Raw genomic sequence first — 17,177 nt, 5'->3', positions numbered from 1 at the left:
GTATGGCCGGCGGCTGGGCAAGTGACGGGGCAGTACAGGAACAGATCGACAGCAGCATCGAGGACGCCATCCAGCGGGCGCGCAGCCAGCTGCCGACAGGTGAAAGCCTGACCCATTGCGAAGAGTGCGACGCGCCAATCCCCCTGGCCCGCCGCGAAGCGATCAAGGGTGTGCGGCTGTGCATCCTGTGCCAGAGCGAGCATGACAAGCACCAGGCCACTTACGCGGGCTATAACAGGCGAGGCAGCAAGGATAGCCAGCTGCGTTGAGCCATCCTGAGCGGGCAGGCCTGCGTCCTGCATATCGGGCTGCGGCTCTGGTAGGTTGGCGCTGAGCGTAGCGATGCCCAACAAGGCGACGCGTGCGTCGCCCTCGTTCTCAACCCCTCGCGCTCAACCTCCGGCCCAATCCTCCGTCAACACACCCTCGCGCACATAACGATGAATCGACGAATTGCGATGGTTCCCACGCTCTGCGTGGTAACCCTTCCAGGGATGCTCCGCGTCCCAGCGCGCAACGCTGAGCAGGGGCGGACGCGGAGCGTCCTGGGCAGCATTCCCACGCGGAGCGTGGGAACGATCAGTGTTTTGCTGATCCCGAGCAGGCAGGCCTATGGCCAACAAGGCGACATCAGTCGCCGGTTGCGATGGTTGCGATGGTTCCCACGCTCTGCGTGGTAACCCTTCCAGGGATGCTCCGCGTCCCAGCGCGCAACGCTGAGCAGGGGCGGACGCGGAGCGTCCTGGGCAGCATTCCCACGCGGAGCGTGGGAACGATCAGCTGGCTTCGCGATGGTTGAGCTGCGGCTCTGGTAGGTTGCGATGGTTCCCACGCTCTGCGTGGGAACCCTTCCAGGGATGCTCCGCGTCCCAGTGCGCAACGCTGGGCAGGGGCGGACGCGGAGCGTCCTGGGCGGCATTCCCACGCGGAGCGTGGGAACGATCAGCTTTTTGTCCTCTCCCCAACCCTCTTCCGTAAACGGGAGAGGGGGTAGTCCGAACTCAAAACAGGAAATACCGCTGTGCCAGCGGCAGTACATCGGCCGGTTCGCACCAGAGCAATTGCCCATCCGCTTTCACCTGGTAGGTCTGTGGGTCGACCTCGATATCCGGGGTGTAGTCGTTGTGGATCAGGTCGGACTTTTGCACCGTGCGGCAGCCTTTGACCACGGCGATTTTCTTCTTCAGCCCCAATTGCTCGGGAATGCCGGCGTCGAGCGCGGCTTGGCTGATGAAGGTCAGGCAGGTGGCGTGGCGTGAGCCGCCGTAGCTGGCGAACATCGGGCGGTAGTGCACCGGCTGCGGGGTGGGGATGGAGGCGTTGGCGTCGCCCATCAGGCTGGCGGCGATCGCGCCGCCTTTCAGGATCAAGGTCGGTTTGACGCCGAAGAAGGCCGGGCGCCAGAGCACCAGGTCGGCCCATTTGCCCACTTCGATGGAGCCCACTTCATGGCTGATGCCGTGGGTGATGGCCGGGTTGATGGTGTATTTGGCGATGTAGCGTTTGATGCGGAAGTTGTCGTTGCTGGTGCCGTCGCCCGCTAAGGCACCGCGCTGCTTTTTCATCTTGTCGGCGGTTTGCCAGGTGCGCGTGATGACTTCGCCGACGCGGCCCATGGCCTGGCTGTCGGAGCTGATCATGCTGAACGCGCCGAGGTCGTGGAGGATGTCTTCGGCGGCGATGGTTTCGCGGCGGATGCGGCTTTCGGCGAAGGCCACGTCCTCGGCGATGCTTGGGTCAAGGTGGTGGCAGACCATGAGCATGTCGAGGTGTTCGTCGATGGTGTTGCGGGTGAACGGCCGGGTCGGGTTGGTCGAACTGGGCAGCACGTTGGGCAGGCTGCAGGCCTTGATGATGTCCGGTGCGTGGCCGCCGCCGGCGCCCTCGGTGTGGTAGGTGTGGATGGTGCGGCCCTTGAAGGCGGCGAGGGTGGTTTCGACGAAGCCGGATTCGTTCAAGGTGTCGGTGTGGATGGCCACCTGCACGTCGTACTGGTCGGCCACGCTCAGGCAGTTGTCGATGGCGGCGGGCGTGGTGCCCCAGTCTTCGTGCAGCTTGAGGCCGATGGCGCCGGCTTTCACTTGCTCGATCAGCGGCTCCGGCAGGCTGGCGTTGCCCTTGCCGGTGAAGCCGATGTTCATCGGGAAGGCGTCGGCGGCCTGGAGCATGCGTGCCAGATGCCAGGGGCCGGAGGTGCAGGTGGTGGCATTGGTGCCGGTGGCCGGGCCGGTGCCGCCGCCGATCATGGTGGTGACGCCGCTCATCAATGCCTCTTCGATCTGCTGCGGGCAGATGAAGTGGATGTGGGTGTCGATGCCGCCGGCGGTGAGGATCATGCCTTCGCCGGCGATGACTTCGGTGCCGGCGCCGACGGCGATGGTCACGTCCGGCTGGATATCCGGATTGCCGGCCTTGCCGATGGCGGCGATGCGGCCGTCCTTGAGACCGACGTCGGCTTTAACGATGCCCCAGTGGTCGATGATCAGTGCGTTGGTGATCAAAGTGTCGACTACCTCGGCGGCGCATAGCTGGCCCTGACCCATGCCGTCGCGGATGACCTTGCCGCCGCCGAATTTCACTTCCTCGCCGTAGGTGGTGAAGTCCTTTTCTACTTCGATCCACAGCTCGGTATCGGCCAGGCGCACCTTGTCGCCGACGGTGGGGCCGAACATGTCGGCGTAGGCTTGGCGGGAGATTTTCATTGTCATTCCTCGGATTTGATCGTTCCCATGCTCCGCGTGGGAATGCAGCCAGCGACGCTCTGCGTCGCAGGGACGCGGAGCGTCCCGTCATGGGTTCCCACGCGGAGCATGGGAACCATCCGTCAAAGGTCGCCCATGATCCGCCCGGCGAAGCCGAACACGCGGCGATGGCCAGCCAGGTCGACCAGTTCGACCTCGCGCGACTGGCCCGGCTCGAAGCGCGCGGCGGTGCCAGCCGGAATATTCAGGCGCATGCCGCGCGCAGCGGCGCGGTCGAAGACGAGGGCGTCGTTGGTTTCGAAAAAGTGGTAGTGCGAGCCGACCTGGATTGGCCGGTCGCCGCTGTTGGCCACGCTCAGGGTGATCGTGCGGCGGCCGGCGTTGAGTTCGATCTTGCCGTCCTGAATCTGGTATTCGCCGGGGATCATGGTGCGCTCCTGTCCGGGCTGAGGATCAGCTGCATGAAGGTCAGGTCGAGCCAGCGGCCGAACTTGCAGCCCACCTGCGGCATCTGCCCGGTGATGGCGAAGCCGAGGCGTTCGTGCAGGCGGATGGAGGCGGCGTTGCTGCTCTCGATGGCGGCGACCATCACGTGTTTGCCGCACTGTTTGGCGCGCTCGATCAGGGCCTTCATCAGCAGCGGGCCGAGGCCATTGCCGCGTTGGTCGGCGCGCACGTAGACCGAGTGTTCGACGCTGTTGCGGAAGCCGTCGAAGGGGCGCCAGTCGCCGAACGAGGAGTAGCCGACCACGTCACCTGCGGCGTTATCCACCACCAGGATCGGATAGCCCTGCTGGGTGCGCGCGTCGAACCAGGCCTGGCGGTTGGCCAGGTCCACCGGGCTGTCGTTCCAGATCGCCGTGGTGTTCAGCACGGCGTCGTTGTAGATGTCGCGGATGGCGGCCAGGTCGGCGCTTGTAGCGTTACGGATGTGCATAGTCATTCCTTGGGTCGTAGGGCGGGTGAAACCCGCCATTCCAACGCGCGGGTTGCACCCGCCCTACTTGGCTCGCCGGCTCAGGCGATGGGCTGGTGCACCGTGACCAGTTTGGTGCCATCTGGGAAGGTGGCTTCGATCTGGATCTCCGGAATCATCTCGGGGATGCCCTCCATCACCTGTTCGCGGCTCAGCAGGGTGGTGCCGAAGTGCATCAGCTCGGCCACGGTCTGGCCGTCGCGTGCGCCTTCCAGCAGGGCGGCGGAGATGTAGGCCATCGCTTCCGGGTAGTTGAGCTTCACGCCGCGAGCCAGGCGCCGTTCGGCCACCAGTCCAGCGGTGAAGATCAGCAGTTTGTCTTTTTCTCTAGGCGTTAAATCCATCAGGTACTCCAGATTCGCGGGGGGACGGCTTCGCGTCCGAGTAATGCGGGGCGCAGCAGGCGCCAGAGGTCGATCAGCCAGGCGCGTGCGTGCAGGGCTTCGCTGGCCAAGCAGCGGGCCACGAGCAGGCCGGGCAATTGGGTGAGGTCGCCGCGTCCACGGCAGGGCAAGTTGCGGCAGCGTTCGAGCAATTCAGCGTCGACTTCACCAGTGACCAGCAGGCTGGCGAACACCGGCTGGCCGGCCAGGCCGATGGGTGAGTCGAGCAGGCCGTCGCCGCCGATCACGCGCTGGCGTTCGTGCCAGAGCAACTGGCCGTCACGGCGGATATCCAGTTGCGCCTGGAAGTGACCCTGGTCGAAACGTTCGCCGCTGGCCGGGCGGCCGAGGGCGACGATGTCCCAGTAAAACAGGCGGGCGTCGCCGCACAGTTCGATGCGGGTATGCAGTTCGGCCTGGGCGGCGGAGTAGACGATGGTTTCCTGCGGCAGCCATTCCAGGGTGGCGCCGGCCTCGACACGCAGGTCGAGTCGCTGGTACGCCGGACCTGCCGCGCGGTACCACTTGGCGGCGCCGGGGCTGGTCAGCTGTGCCCAGGCGTGCTCGCCGACGCTGGCGCAAATGTTCAAGCGATCGCCGCCGGCGATGCCGCCCGGCGGATGCACGATGATGTGCTGGCATACCTCGGGGCCTTCGGCGTACAGGTGCTTCTGCACCCGCAGCGGGCCCAGGTGGCGGCGCTGCACCGGACGCGTGGCATCGCCGATGCGCGCGTAGCCCAGTTCCAGCTCGGCTTGCCAACTGGGGGTGAACAGGGCGGTGGTGGCTGGTGCGTTCATGGCTTTTTTTCGTAGGGTGGGTTGGCTGCGAAGCGGCGTAACCCACCGTAGGCGTCAGGGGGCATCCGGTGGGTTACGGCCTGCGGCCTAACCCACCCTACAAGTCGGCCGCTCAAATCGCCACCAGTCCGCGCACACCGTCGGTTTCCATGCTTTCGCCGCGGCCTTGCTGGATGATCTCGCCACGCGACATCACCAGGTATTGGTCGGCCAGCTCGGCGGCGAAGTCGTAGAACTGCTCGACCAGCAGGATCGCCATGTCGCCTCTTTCCGCTAGTTTGCGAATCACCGCGCCGATCTCTTTGATCACCGAGGGCTGGATGCCTTCGGTGGGCTCGTCGAGGATCAGCAGGCGCGGCTGGCTCGCCAGGGCGCGGCCGATGGCCAGCTGTTGCTGCTGGCCGCCGGAGAGGTCGCCACCGCGGCGCAGTTGCATCTCCTTGAGCACCGGGAACAGCTCGTAGATAAAGGCCGGCACCTCCTTGGCTTGCGAGCCGGGGAAGCGTGAGAGCCCCATCAGCAGGTTCTCCTCCACGGTCAAACGGCCGAAAATCTCCCGGCCTTGCGGTACGTAGGCGATGCCGGCGTGCACGCGCTGGTGCGGTTTGAACGCGGTGATGGCTTTGCCTTCCCAGGTCACAGCGCCTTCTTTGGCCGGGATCAGGCCCATCAGGCATCTCAACAGGGTGGTCTTACCCACGCCGTTGCGCCCGAGCAGGCAGGTGACTTCGCCGATTTTCGCGTCGAACGACAGGCCACGCAGGATGTGGCTGCCGCCGTAGAACTGGTGAAGCTTGTCGACTTGGAGCATGTCGGCATCCCTGACGTAGGGTGGGCTTCAGCCCACCGTGAGTATTGTGTGGTTGCTGCGGTGGGCTGAAGCCCACCCTACCGCCCTGGCGTTACCCTCTCCCCCGGCCCCTCTCCCGAAGGGGGAGGGGAGACAAGCGGCGTGGAGTTCGGGGCGAGCGCAGTGTTCAGCCGACACTCCGTTCCAGTCCCCTCTCCCATTTATGGGAGAGGGTTAGGGAGAGGGAAAAAGTTCAGCGGCCCAGGTACACCTCGATCACCCGTTCATCCGCCTGCACGTCGGCCAGCGAGCCTTCGGCCAACACGCTGCCCTGGTGCAGCACGGTGACGTGGTCAGCGATGCTGCCGACGAAGCCCATGTCGTGTTCCACCACCATCAGCGAATGCTTGCGTGCCAGCGACTTGAACAGCTCGGCGGTGAATTCGGTTTCGGCGTCGGTCATGCCGGCTACCGGCTCGTCGAGCAGCAGTAGTTGCGGGTCTTGCATCAACAGCATGCCGATCTCCAGGAACTGTTTCTGCCCGTGGGAGAGCAAACCGGCCGGGCGATTGCGCGAGCTTTCCAGCTTGATGGTGGCGAGCACCTCGTCGATGCGGTCACGTTGTTCGCCGCTAAGTCTGGCGCGCAGGCTGGCCCACATCGACTTGTCGGCCTTCAGCGCCAGTTCGAGGTTTTCGAACACACTCAGCGCCTCGAACACCGTGGGTTTCTGGAACTTGCGACCGATGCCGGATTGGGCGATTTCCACCTCGCTCATGCGGGTCAGGTCCAGCGTCTCGCCGAAGTAGGCCTTGCCGTTGTCTGGGCGAGTCTTGCCGGTGATCACGTCCATCATGGTGGTCTTGCCGGCGCCGTTGGGGCCGATGATGCAGCGCAGCTCGCCGACGCCGATGTATAGAGTAAGGTTGGTCAGCGCCTTGAAGCCGTCGAAGCTGACGTTAATTTCCTCAAGGGTGAGGATGGTGCCGTGGCGCACATCCAGCCCCTGGCCGGCGATACGGCCAAGGCCGAGGGCGTCGCGGCTGGTGCCGGCGTCGTGGTTCGGGTCGTAGGCGGGTTCCAGCATGAAGTCGGGTACCGGGGTGGCTCTCATTGCTTGTCCCCCTTTTTAAGCAGGCCAATCACGCCCTTCGGCAGGTAAAGGGTGACGAGGATGAACAGGGCTCCGAGGAAGAACAGCCAGTACTCGGGGAAGGCCACGGTGAACCAGCTCTTCATGCCGTTGACCAGACCGGCACCGAGCAGCGGGCCGATCAGGCTGCCACGTCCGCCGAGGGCGACCCACACCGCGGCCTCGATGGAGTTGGTCGGCGACATCTCGCTGGGGTTGATGATGCCCACCAGCGGCACATAGAGCGCCCCGGCCAGGCCGCATAAAACGGCGCTCAACACCCAGATGAACAGCTTGTAGCCGCGCGGATCGTAGCCGCAGAACATCAGGCGGTTCTCCGCATCGCGCAGGGCGGTGAGCACCCGGCCGAACTTGCTGCGGGCCAGGCGCCAGCCGAGGTATAGGCTGCCGGTCAGCAGCAGCACGGTCGCGAGGAACAGTGTTGCGCGGGTGCCGGGCGCGGTGATGTCGAAGCCGAGAATGCTGCGGAAGTTGGTGAAGCCGTTGTTGCCGCCGAAACCGGTTTCGTTGCGAAAGAACAGCAGCATGCCGGCGAAGGTCAGCGCCTGGGTCATGATCGAGAAGTACACGCCCTTGATCCGCGAGCGGAAGGCGAAAAAGCCGAACGCCAGAGCCAGCAAACCTGGCGCCAACACCACCAGGCATAGGGCCCAGAGGAAGTTGTCGGTGCCGCTCCAATACCAGGGCAGCTCTGTCCACGAGAGGAAGGTCATGAACGCCGGCAGTCCGTCACCGGCGCTTTCGCGCATCAGGTACATACCCATGGCGTAGCCGCCGAGGGCGAAGAACAGCCCGTGGCCGAGCGACAGCAACCCGGCATAACCCCACACCAGGTCCAGCGCCAAGGCGACGATGGCGTAGCAGAGAATCTTGCCGACCAGGGTCAGGGTATAGGCCGACACCTGCAGGGCGCTATCTGCCGGCAGCAGGTGCAGCAGCGGCAGGGCGATCAGCACGGTGAGCACAAGCAAGCCGATGCCAACCGACAACTGCGGGCCGAGCTTGGCGCTGGCGCGAGCCAGCAGGGTTTGGTTAAGGGGCATAGTCATTCAATCACCCGTCCTTTCAATGCGAAGAGACCCTGCGGGCGTTTTTGGATGAAGAGAATGATCAGCGCGAGGATGAGGATCTTGCCTAGCACGGCGCCGATCTGCGGTTCGAGAATCTTGTTGGCGATGCCGAGGCCGAAGGCCGCCATCACGCTGCCGGCCAACTGACCGACGCCGCCAAGCACCACCACCAGGAAGGAGTCGATGATGTAGCTCTGGCCGAGATCCGGGCCGACGTTGCCGATTTGGCTCAAGGCCACGCCGCCGAGGCCGGCGATGCCGGAGCCGAGGCCGAAGGCGAGCATGTCCACCCGCCCGGTCGGCACGCCGCAGCAGGCCGCCATGTTGCGGTTCTGCGTGACGGCGCGCACGTTCAGGCCGAGGCGGGTCTTGTTCAGCAGCAACCAAGTCAAGGCCACGACAAACAGCGCGAAGCCGATGATCACCATGCGGCTGTAGGGCAATACCAGGTTGGGCAATACCTGGATGCCGCCGGACAGCCAGGCCGGGTTGGCCACCTCGACGTTCTGCGCGCCGAACAGCACCCGCACCAGTTGGATCAGGATCAGGCTGATGCCCCAGGTGGCCAGCAGCGTTTCCAGCGGGCGGCCGTAGAGGAAGCGGATTACAGTGCGTTCCAGGGCCATGCCGATGGCGGCGGTGACGAAAAAGGCCGCCGGCAGCGCCACCAGCGGGTAGAACGCGAGGGCTTCGGGGGCGAAGCGCTGAAAGAGGATCTGCACCATGTAGGTGGTGTAGGCGCCGAGCATCAGCATCTCGCCGTGGGCCATGTTGATCACCCCGAGCAGGCCGAAGGTGATGGCCAGACCAAGGGCGGCGAGCAGCAGAATGGAGCCAAGCGACAGGCCACTGAAGGCCTGGCCAAGCAGTTCACCGACCATTAGCCGGCGCTTGACCTGGGCCAGGCTGGTCTCTGCGGCGGTGCGCACGCCGGTATCGCTTTCCGCGTCTGCGGCGAGCAGGGCCTCCAGACGGGTACGAGCCAGCGGCTCGCCGGTGTCGCCGAGCAGGCGCACGGCGGCCAGGCGGATCGCCGGGTCCGGGTCGATCAACTGCAGGTTGGCCAACGCCAGGGCCAGAGCGGCGCGCACCGTATCGTCGCTTTCGCTGGCGACGCGCGCATTGAGCAGTTCGAGTTGCGCCGGTTTGGCGCTCTTCTGCAGCTGCTGGGCGGCGGCCAGGCGCGCGGCCGGCTCGGCGACTAGCAACTGGTGGCTGGCCTGGGCGGTGGTCAGCAGGCCACGCAGACGGTTATTCAGGCGCAGCTTGCGCGGCGTTTGTGCGGGCTGGGCATCGCCTTCGGCGGCCTGCCAGGTGCCGGCGTTTTCGATAAAGGGGATCTTGTTGCTGTCATTGCCGACGCGCCCCTGTTGCAGGGCTTCGAGCAGCGGCAGGCGTGCGGGATCGGGCCGCGCGGCCCAGCCTTCCAGCAGTTCGGCCTGCTTGGTCGGGTTGGCGGCGACGAAGTCCGCAGCGTCACCGGCGTGCGCGGCCAGCGGGAGCAGCAGGGCTAGCGCCAGGAGTATTCGATACAGGGCAGTGGGCATTACAAGGTCCTTCGTAGTGCACCGGCAGTCCCCTCTCCCATTTATGGGAGAGGGTTAGGGAGAGGGGATATGCATTCGCAACCCTCTCCCCCGGCCCCTCTCCCGTGAACGGGAGAGGGGAGACAAGCAGGTTCGAGTTTGGGGTGAGTGCGGTGCTCAACCGGTACGCCGAATCAGTCCCCTCTCCCATTTATGGAAGAGGGTTAGGGAGAGGGTATGTGCATCCGCAATCCTCTCCCCCGGCCCCTCTCCCGTAAACAGGAGAGGGGAGTACAGACGTAGGCTGGGTAGAGCGCAGCGAAACCCAGCGCTCGACTGCCATGCTGGGTTTCGGCGCTGCGCGACTCTACCCAGCCTACGATTCGTCCTTTTAGTTCGACTTCACCGCGTATTCCGGCTTCTTGTCGTTGCCGGGGATGTACGGGCTCCACGGCTGGGCGCGGACCGGGCCTTCGGTCTGCCAGACCACATTGAACTGACCGTCTTCCTGGACTTCGCCGATCATCACCGGCTTGTGCAGGTGGTGGTTGATCTTGTCCATGGTCAGGGTGTAGCCGTCCGGCGCGGTGAAGGTCTGCCCGGCCATTGCTTCACGGACCTTGTCGACATCGGTGGTACCGGCTTTGGTGACCGCTTGAGCCCACATATTGATGCCCACATAGGTGGCTTCCATCGGGTCGTTGGTCACGGCACTTTGGTAGTTCGGCAGGTTTTTCGCTTTGGCATAAGCCTTCCAGTTGTCCACGAACTTCGTGTTCGCTGGGTTATCCAGCGATTCGAAGTAGTTCCACGCCGCCAGCTGGCCAACCAGCGGCTTGGTATCGATGCCGCGCAGTTCTTCTTCACCCACGGAGAAAGCCACCACCGGCACTTCAGTGGCTTCGATGCCCTGGTTGCCTAGCTCCTTGTAGAACGGCACGTTGGAGTCACCGTTGACGGTGGAGATCACCGCGGTCTTGCCGCCGGCGGCGAACTTCTTGATGTTGGCGACGATGGTTTGATAGTCGCTATGCCCGAACGGGGTGTAGACCTCTTCGATGTCCTTGTCCGCCACGCCTTTGCTGTGCAGGAAGGCGCGGAGGATCTTGTTGGTGGTGCGCGGGTAGACATAGTCGGTGCCGAGCAGGAAGTAGCGCTTGGCGGCGCCGCCGTCTTCGCTCATCAGGTATTCCACGGCCGGAATGGCCTGTTGGTTCGGCGCGGCGCCGGTGTAGAACACGTTCGGCGACATTTCCTCGCCTTCATACTGCACCGGGTAGAACAGCAGGCCGTTGAGCTCCTCGAACACCGGCAGTACGGACTTGCGCGACACCGAAGTCCAGCAGCCGAAGACCACATCGACCTTGTCCTGGGTCAGCAGTTGGCGGCCTTTCTCGGCGAACAGTGGCCAATTGGAAGCCGGGTCGACCACTACCGGCTCGAGCTTCTTGCCGAGCACGCCACCCTTGGCGTTGATTTCGTCGATGGTCATCAGAGCCATGTCTTTCAGCGAGGTTTCCGAGATCGCCATGGTGCCGGACAGCGAATGGAGGATGCCGACCTTGATGGTTTCGGCGGCCTGCAGGCTGAACGGGAACAGGCCGCTGAGCATCAGGGTACTGGCGGCGAGGGTGGCTTTCAGGAACGGGCGGCGTTTCATGTGGGCAGCTCCTTGGCGGTCCATGCACAACACTGGGGTAGGGCGACGAAGTCGTCGGTGCAGCGCTGAATGCAATGGCAGCATCCGTGCCAAACAGCCAAGAGCCTTATGCGGCTGGGCTTGCCGGCTCTCTCAGGTGCTTTTTTACGAAGGATTTGCTGCGCACATTTGGGGCGATATGGGGGCGGTGAGAACGGTATAGGTACATTGGTGCACCGTTTATGGGCGATGCGGGTCAGGTCGACTGGAAGGTGTCTATGTCGAGTGGTCGGTAGGAGTGCCGCGCTGCGTGTCGCAAAGCCTGATCGGTTCGCGGTGTGTAGTTCTGGTCGTTGTAGTCGATTTGTTTGATCCGGGCTTTCCGCTCTGCATCTTGCTGTTTGACGCTGGACCAGAACATTTCTTCAGCGGTCGGCTGTGTTGGGTCCGGTTCTTCGAAAGAGGGGAGGGAAGAGTAGCCCTCTTGCGGCTGCTCGATCTGTGCCACCGGAGTGGAGTCTTGCAGGAAGGGGATTTGGACGCCTGCCAGGTGAAGCAGGCCTCCAGTGATGCAGGTTCCGATGAGGCCAGCGATTAGCCATTTGCCGATATTGCCAGCCCCTCTCGATGCCTTTAGGTAGTGCGGGGCGTCATCCCAGTCCGCTTTCATTCAGTGCTCCTTGCTAACCCTTCTTGACTTCCTGTGCTCGGGCAAACCAGCGCCTAGCCACTTCCGTTGTGATCGCTATCCCGCGTTTTGTTCGGTCAAGTTTGAACCAGCCGCTTCATAGTCCGGGGAAATTTGACCTCTATTTGGGTCTGTTTCGCCTTTCCAAAGCCATAGCTCGTACTGGGGGAAAGCTTTCAGCAGCTCTTCCATGTCCTCGATTCGAGCTTTCACCTTCCGATTGGTGGCCACGGTCTGCCACCGCTGGCGCTCCTTGATCTCCGTAGCTTCGGCCAGAGTGGTTGCCCCGATGTGGCGAACCAAGGTTCTAAGCCTTTCTTCAATCATTCCAAAAAGCTCTTAAAAATGATAAATAATTTATTGATGAATAGTTAATCAAAGATAAGATGCGTCCATTGATAAATTATTTATCAGTGCGAATTCTGTAAATGACACGAATAGTGACGGAACGAGCATGGAACTGGAAGAGCTAGAGCCCTCCAAGCTGGTGGGGCCACAACAGGACGTAGAAACCATAGAGAGCTGGGCTGACCGTAACGGCATTCCCTACGGCGTAGCCCGTGCCTGGGCAATGAAGTGCGTGATCCCGACGGTGAAGCTTGGCAAACGCCGCATGGTTAACAGCGCAATGCTCCGCAACTGGCTGCTGGAACAGAAGTGGACGGCGTGAACCATGAAAAGCCTGAGCAGCTATCTACAGCCCACGCGTGCCGCCAACGGCGACTGCTCTGTCTGCTGGTCGCAACGCGAGGCAGCTAGGAGCGCTCGCTGCCGGCCCACTGCATGTGAGCAGTGCTGACCCGCGCACCCAATGTTTGTCTATATCGGGCACATGGGTATTCATTTCGACATTGGAGCTCCACCCATGCATGACGCATACACCCCGATCGTTTTTCAACGCTACAACCGCCAACTGCGCACGGTGTTGATCGACCAGCAGCCCTGGTTCGTCGCCGATGACTTCGGTCGCCTGATCAGCGAACGCCACAGCGACCGCATCTGCCGCAGGATGGACGAAGACCAGCTCGGCACCATCTGGCTGGGGCATGCTTCAGGCACAAAGGAGCAGGTGCAGGTCATCAACGAATCCGGCGCCTACAAGGCGCTGTTCCGCTTCCAGCATCCGGAAAACCGCAGCCTGCGAGTCTGGCTCAGCAATGAAGTGATTCCCGCTTTGTTGGACATGCGCAATGAAGCCAGCGCAGCCCCACGCCGGGTGCTGATGGGCTGGGGCTCGAAACGGGTCAGCGTGCTGGAGTGGCAGGGCGAGCTCTGGGTGCCGATACACGACCTACCCAACTTCTGCCACCACCACGGCGCCCCGTCAAACCACGAATCGGTCTGGCGCAGCCTGATTCTGCGCAGGCCGCACTGATCGCCGACAGACTCAGGGCTCAGCGGCATGAGTCCGCAGGTTGCCGGACTGTCTCAGGGCGTGAAGTGGCAACTCGCAGACCCTACGGATGAAGTTTTGGTAGGGCGGGTGCAACCCGCGCGGCAATTCCGGGTGCGGGCGGCGCTGGCGGAAGGGCCGAAACGCGCGGTCGATCTGTTCGGTGCGCTGTTCACCCGGGAAATCGGCAGCGACCTGCTGTCCTTCGCCACCCGCGAGGCGCTGGCCACCCTCAATCACCTGCAGCTGCGAGGGCAGGTGGTGGCCGACCAGGATGTTAGTGGCGTGAACTGGTATCGCCTCGATGTCCGCCAGTTGCTCGCCGGTTGAACGGCGGAGCGTAGGCTGAACGCAGAGACTGCGAAAGTATCCTTACGCCATTCGCGAAATGGCGCTTCCGGCACTTGCTGCGCCTGGCCACCAGTCATACGATTCGACTGTTCCTCAGCCGGAGGAGTCATCGTGAAACCGGTGACGCTCCTGATGCGCATCCTGGCGCCTGCCATCGCCCTGGCGCTGGCATCCGCCGGCCTGCATGCCGACGACCAGTTCGCGCCGTTGCGCGACGCCATGGTGCGGGAAATCGCCGCCATGTCGTCCGTCACCCGCGCCGAAACCGGCCGGGCCGAGTTCGCGGCGTCGGTAATGGTCGCCATGGTCAGGGTGCCGCGCCACCAGTTCGTCCCGCCCGATGAGCAACCCTACGCCTACGAAAACCGGCCGCTGCCGATCGGCTACGGCCAGACCATCTCCCAACCCTACATCGTCGCCCTGATGACCGACCTGGCGCAGGTCGGGCCCGGCGACGTGGTGCTCGAGATCGGCACCGGCTCGGGCTACCAAGCGGCGATCCTCGCCGAGCTGGCGCAGGCGGTCTACACGCTGGAAATCATCGAGCCGCTGGCAATGCAGGCCAGGGAACGCCTGGGCCGGCTGGGCTATTCGAAAGTGCGGGCCCGGCTGGGCGACGGCTACCAAGGCTGGCCCGAGCATGGCCCGTATGACGCCATCCTCGTCACCGCCGCCGCCAGCCATGTGCCGCCGCCACTGATCGCCCAGCTCAAGGCCGGCGGGCGGATGGTGATCCCGGTCGGCGCGCCGTTCATGACCCAGTACCTGCTGCTGATCGAGAAGGCCGGCGATGGCAGCCTGTCCACCCGGCAGGTGTTGCCCGTCCGCTTTGTGCCGCTGGTCGGGGGCGGCTGAGCATGCATTCGCCGCCGTTGCTCGCCCTGGCGCTGCTGTCGGCCTCCGCACTGGGCTATGAGGTGCTCCTGGTGCGGTTGTTGTCGATCATCCAGTGGCACCATTTCGCCTACATGATGATCAGCGTCGCGCTGCTCGGCTACGGCGCCGCCGGCACCGCCGTGGCGCTGGCGCGGCCTGTGCTGGCGCCGCGCTTCCACGGCGTGTTCATCGGTGGCGCGCTGCTGTTCGGGCTTAGCGCCATCGCCTGCTTCAGCCTGGCCCAGCACGTTCCGTTCAATCCCCTTGAGATCCTCTGGGACCCTGGGCAGCTGGCGCGTCTGCTGTGGATCTACCTGCTGCTGTTCGTGCCGTTCTTCTGCGCGGCGCTGTGCATCTGCCTGACCTTCACCTGCTTTCAGGAACAGATTCACCGGATCTACGCCTTCGACATCCTCGGTGCCGGCATGGGCAGCCTGGCGATCGTCGCCGCGCTGTTCGTTCTGACGCCGGTCGATGCGCTGCGCCTGCTGGGCGGCAGCGGCATCGCCGCCGGGGCGCTGGCCTGCGGAAGACGCCAGCGCTGGCTGGCGGCGCTGCTGCTGGCGCTGGCGGTGGCGCTGCCGGCCGGCGTGCCCGGGCGCTGGATCGCCCTGTCGCCCTCCGAGTACAAGGAGCTGAGCCAGACGCTGCGCATCAAGAATGCCCGCGCGATCGCCCAGACCTGGAGTCCGCTGGGCCTGCTCACGGTGGTCGACAGCCCGACCATTCCCCTGCGCCACGCACCGGGACTGAGCCTCAACGCCACGCAGGAGCCCCCCGCGCAACTGGCCATCTTCACCGACGGTGACGGCCTTTCCGTACTGAACCGCCATGACGGGCGCCGCGAGCCGCTCGCCTATCTGGACTATCTGACCTCGGCCCTGCCTTACCACCTGCTGCGGCAGCCCCGCGTGTTGGTGCTGGGCAGTGGCGCCGGCGCCGATGTGCTGCAGGCGCTCTACCACGGCGCCAGCGCGGTGGATGCCATCGAACTGAACCCGCAGGTGATCGATCTGGTCCAGCGCCGCTTCGCCGACTTCTCCGGCAAGCCGTACAGCGCGCCCAACGTCCGTGTGCTGATCGGCGAGGCGCGCGGCCTGGTGGCTTCGCGCAGCGAGCTTTACGACCTGATCCAGATCGCCCTACTGGACTCCTTCGGCACCGCCTCGGGCGGCCTGCATGCGCTGTCCGAGAACTACCTGTATACGGTGGAGGCATTCGAGGAATACCTGCGCCATCTCGCGCCCGGCGGCCTGCTGGCCATCACCCGCTGGGTCACCCTGCCGCCGCGCGATGTTCCCAGGCTGCTGGCCACCGCGGCCGCGGCCATCGAGCGCGACGGGCAGGCCAGCGCGGCGCGCCGCATCGTCATGATCCGCGGCTGGAAGACCGCGACGCTGCTGGTCAGCAACAGGGATTTCGACGACGCCGGTATCGCCGCGCTGCGGGAGTTCTGCCGGGCGCGCTCCTTCGACCTGGCCTACTACCCCGGGATGACCGTGGCCGAGGCGAACCGCTACAACCTGCTCGACCAGCCGTACTTCTTCGACGCGGCGCAGGCCCTGCTGTCCGGCGAGCGCGCGCAGTTCCTGGCGCGCTACAAATTCGACGTGCGCCCCGTCACGGACGACCGGCCGTATTTCTTCCACTTCTTCAAGTGGCGCTCGCTGCCGGAACTGCTGGCGCTGAAGGCGCAGGGCGGCCTGTCGATGCTGGAGTGGGGCTACCCGGTGCTGATCGCCACGCTGCTGCAGGCCGGCGTGGCCGCCGTGCTGCTGATCCTGCTGCCGCTATGGGTGGCGCGGCGGCGCCAGCGGCGCTCTCGAAATGCGGCTCTGGCCAGGTTCGAACTTCGGGTCGTGTCCTACTTCGCCGCCATCGGCTTCGCCTTCATGTTCGTGGAAATCGCCTTCATCCAGAAGTTCACCCTGTTCCTCAGCCACCCGCTGTATTCGGTGGCGGTGACGCTGAGCGCGTTCCTGATCTTCGCCGGCCTCGGCAGCCGGTATTCCGGCCGGCGGCAGGCGGGCACGGGCGGAGGATTCCGCCATCCGCTGGCGCGGCCGGTGCTGGCGATCTGCATGTTCGCCCTGCTCTACCTGATCGTCCTGCCCCCGCTGTTCCAGCTGCTGGCGCCGGTATCGACCGTGGTCAGGTTCGCCGTCTGCGCCGCGCTGGTCGCGCCGCTGGCGTTCGCCATGGGCATGCCGTTTCCGCTCGGGCTCGGGCGCGTCTCCGCGCGCGCCGAAGCGCTGGTGCCGATCGCCTGGGGCGTCAACGCCTGCGCATCGGTGGTGGCGGCCGTGCTGGCGACCCTGCTGGCGATCCACCTGGGCTTCACCGTGGTGTTGCTGCTGGCGTTGCTGGTGTACCTCGCGGCGGCGGTCGCGTTTCCCTGAGAGCGGCGGTCCGCAGCGAAACGTCGACAGACCTGGCCGAGACGAATTGGCCTGTTGGAACGCCGCTTGTCGCAGTTCATTGTGTCGCTGTCCGCCTCGATGTTGCAGCGGGAGTTCAGACTAGGTGGCCCGGGTGTTTCTGGCGGGGGCATGCCCGTCAGGATGTGGTTGTTCCAGTTCAATGGCTGTTTCGCGCTTGGCTTCTGCATCGCCCTCCGGACAGGCATCGAGTTCCTCGCTGATATACAGGTAGAACATCCTGGTCATTTCCACCGCCCATTGCCGGTCGGACAAGCGGTGGACGCATTCGCGGTTGATCAGTTCGTAGGTGATTGTCCCCATCAGCATCTGGTAGGCCCAACGGATGCGCCTTTCCACGACTGGAGTGGCGCCTCCGGGATGAATCCGTGACAGGCCTCTCGCCGGGCATG

20 protein-coding genes are annotated in these 17,177 nt (G+C 64.3%); 7 read left to right on the top strand and 13 right to left on the bottom strand.

Annotated elements, in window-relative coordinates:
- Positions 1 to 2 precede the first annotated feature (2 nt).
- Positions 3 to 269, top strand: a complete 267-nt coding sequence (locus D3879_RS21555) for a DksA/TraR family C4-type zinc finger protein (protein ID WP_119956263.1) — start codon at positions 3 to 5, stop codon at positions 267 to 269.
- Between the two features lie 732 nt (positions 270 to 1,001).
- Here the strand turns inward: D3879_RS21555 and ureC are convergent.
- From ureC to D3879_RS21495, 12 genes are all read right to left on the bottom strand, one after another.
- Positions 1,002 to 2,702: an urease subunit alpha gene (gene ureC / locus D3879_RS21550; RefSeq protein WP_119956262.1), complete on the bottom strand. Its 1,701-nt coding sequence runs from the start codon at positions 2,700 to 2,702 to the stop codon at positions 1,002 to 1,004.
- 122 nt (positions 2,703 to 2,824) lie between these two features.
- Positions 2,825 to 3,130 (bottom strand): urease subunit beta, encoded by a 306-nt coding sequence (locus tag D3879_RS21545; protein ID WP_119956261.1) that lies wholly within the window; start codon positions 3,128 to 3,130, stop codon positions 2,825 to 2,827.
- On the bottom strand, positions 3,127 to 3,645 hold the full coding sequence (locus tag D3879_RS21540; RefSeq protein WP_119956259.1) for a GNAT family N-acetyltransferase: 519 nt from the start codon (positions 3,643 to 3,645) through the stop codon (positions 3,127 to 3,129). The genes D3879_RS21545 and D3879_RS21540 overlap by 4 nt, the downstream gene beginning before the upstream one ends.
- A 74-nt stretch (positions 3,646 to 3,719) precedes the next feature.
- Positions 3,720 to 4,022: an urease subunit gamma gene (gene ureA, locus D3879_RS21535; protein WP_119956258.1), complete on the bottom strand. Its 303-nt coding sequence runs from the start codon at positions 4,020 to 4,022 to the stop codon at positions 3,720 to 3,722.
- Positions 4,022 to 4,861: an urease accessory protein UreD gene (locus tag D3879_RS21530; RefSeq protein ID WP_119956257.1), complete on the bottom strand. Its 840-nt coding sequence runs from the start codon at positions 4,859 to 4,861 to the stop codon at positions 4,022 to 4,024. Before D3879_RS21530 ends, ureA begins: the two co-directional genes overlap by 1 nt.
- 112 nt (positions 4,862 to 4,973) lie before the next feature.
- Positions 4,974 to 5,672: an urea ABC transporter ATP-binding subunit UrtE gene (gene urtE, locus D3879_RS21525; protein WP_119956255.1), complete on the bottom strand. Its 699-nt coding sequence runs from the start codon at positions 5,670 to 5,672 to the stop codon at positions 4,974 to 4,976.
- A gap of 232 nt (positions 5,673 to 5,904) precedes the next feature.
- On the bottom strand, positions 5,905 to 6,765 hold the full coding sequence (urtD, locus tag D3879_RS21520; RefSeq protein ID WP_119956254.1) for an urea ABC transporter ATP-binding protein UrtD: 861 nt from the start codon (positions 6,763 to 6,765) through the stop codon (positions 5,905 to 5,907).
- Positions 6,762 to 7,853 carry an urea ABC transporter permease subunit UrtC gene (gene urtC / locus D3879_RS21515; RefSeq protein WP_119956252.1) on the bottom strand — a complete coding sequence of 364 codons (1,092 nt, stop codon included), beginning with the start codon at positions 7,851 to 7,853 and terminating at the stop codon, positions 6,762 to 6,764. Before urtC ends, urtD begins: the two co-directional genes overlap by 4 nt.
- Positions 7,850 to 9,421 (bottom strand): urea ABC transporter permease subunit UrtB, encoded by a 1,572-nt coding sequence (gene urtB / locus D3879_RS21510; protein WP_119956251.1) that lies wholly within the window; start codon positions 9,419 to 9,421, stop codon positions 7,850 to 7,852. The genes urtC and urtB overlap by 4 nt, the downstream gene beginning before the upstream one ends.
- A 370-nt stretch (positions 9,422 to 9,791) precedes the next feature.
- Positions 9,792 to 11,060, bottom strand: coding sequence for an urea ABC transporter substrate-binding protein (gene urtA / locus D3879_RS21505; protein ID WP_119956250.1), 1,269 nt, complete (start codon positions 11,058 to 11,060; stop codon positions 9,792 to 9,794).
- A 235-nt stretch (positions 11,061 to 11,295) separates the two neighbouring features.
- Complete coding sequence (locus tag D3879_RS21500) at positions 11,296 to 11,709, bottom strand: hypothetical protein (RefSeq protein ID WP_119956248.1); 414 nt, start codon at positions 11,707 to 11,709, stop codon at positions 11,296 to 11,298.
- A 75-nt stretch (positions 11,710 to 11,784) separates the two neighbouring features.
- Complete coding sequence (locus D3879_RS21495; RefSeq protein WP_119956247.1) at positions 11,785 to 12,054, bottom strand: DNA-binding protein; 270 nt, start codon at positions 12,052 to 12,054, stop codon at positions 11,785 to 11,787.
- A 127-nt stretch (positions 12,055 to 12,181) separates the two neighbouring features.
- Here D3879_RS21495 and D3879_RS21490 point away from each other — a divergent pair, with 127 nt between their 5' ends.
- From D3879_RS21490 to D3879_RS21470, 6 genes are all read left to right on the top strand, one after another.
- A complete protein-coding gene (locus D3879_RS21490; RefSeq protein WP_119956245.1) occupies positions 12,182 to 12,397 on the top strand; it encodes a DNA-binding protein in 216 nt (71 codons plus the stop codon).
- Between the two features lie 3 nt (positions 12,398 to 12,400).
- Positions 12,401 to 12,526: a lysogeny maintenance protein PflM gene (gene pflM / locus D3879_RS28030; protein WP_158592105.1), complete on the top strand. Its 126-nt coding sequence runs from the start codon at positions 12,401 to 12,403 to the stop codon at positions 12,524 to 12,526.
- 66 nt (positions 12,527 to 12,592) lie between these two features.
- The gene (locus D3879_RS21485; protein ID WP_119956244.1) at positions 12,593 to 13,102 is read left to right on the top strand and encodes a BRO-N domain-containing protein; all 510 of its coding nucleotides are present in this window, start codon (positions 12,593 to 12,595) and stop codon (positions 13,100 to 13,102) included.
- A 27-nt stretch (positions 13,103 to 13,129) separates the two neighbouring features.
- Positions 13,130 to 13,450 carry a hypothetical protein gene (locus D3879_RS21480; RefSeq protein ID WP_147411204.1) on the top strand — a complete coding sequence of 107 codons (321 nt, stop codon included), beginning with the start codon at positions 13,130 to 13,132 and terminating at the stop codon, positions 13,448 to 13,450.
- A 132-nt stretch (positions 13,451 to 13,582) separates the two neighbouring features.
- On the top strand, positions 13,583 to 14,326 hold the full coding sequence (locus D3879_RS21475; protein ID WP_218567850.1) for a protein-L-isoaspartate(D-aspartate) O-methyltransferase: 744 nt from the start codon (positions 13,583 to 13,585) through the stop codon (positions 14,324 to 14,326).
- 2 nt (positions 14,327 to 14,328) lie between these two features.
- Positions 14,329 to 16,746 carry a spermine/spermidine synthase domain-containing protein gene (locus D3879_RS21470; RefSeq protein WP_119956241.1) on the top strand — a complete coding sequence of 806 codons (2,418 nt, stop codon included), beginning with the start codon at positions 14,329 to 14,331 and terminating at the stop codon, positions 16,744 to 16,746.
- Between the two features lie 120 nt (positions 16,747 to 16,866).
- On the opposite strand, the gene D3879_RS21465 is transcribed toward D3879_RS21470, so the two are convergent.
- On the bottom strand, positions 16,867 to 17,124 hold the full coding sequence (locus D3879_RS21465; RefSeq protein ID WP_147411202.1) for a hypothetical protein: 258 nt from the start codon (positions 17,122 to 17,124) through the stop codon (positions 16,867 to 16,869).
- Positions 17,125 to 17,177 lie beyond the last annotated feature (53 nt).

This window comes from Pseudomonas cavernicola, assembly GCF_003596405.1.
Taxonomy (GTDB): Bacteria; Pseudomonadota; Gammaproteobacteria; order Pseudomonadales; family Pseudomonadaceae; genus Aquipseudomonas; species Aquipseudomonas cavernicola.
This window is presented reverse-complemented; position numbering and strand designations above follow the sequence as displayed.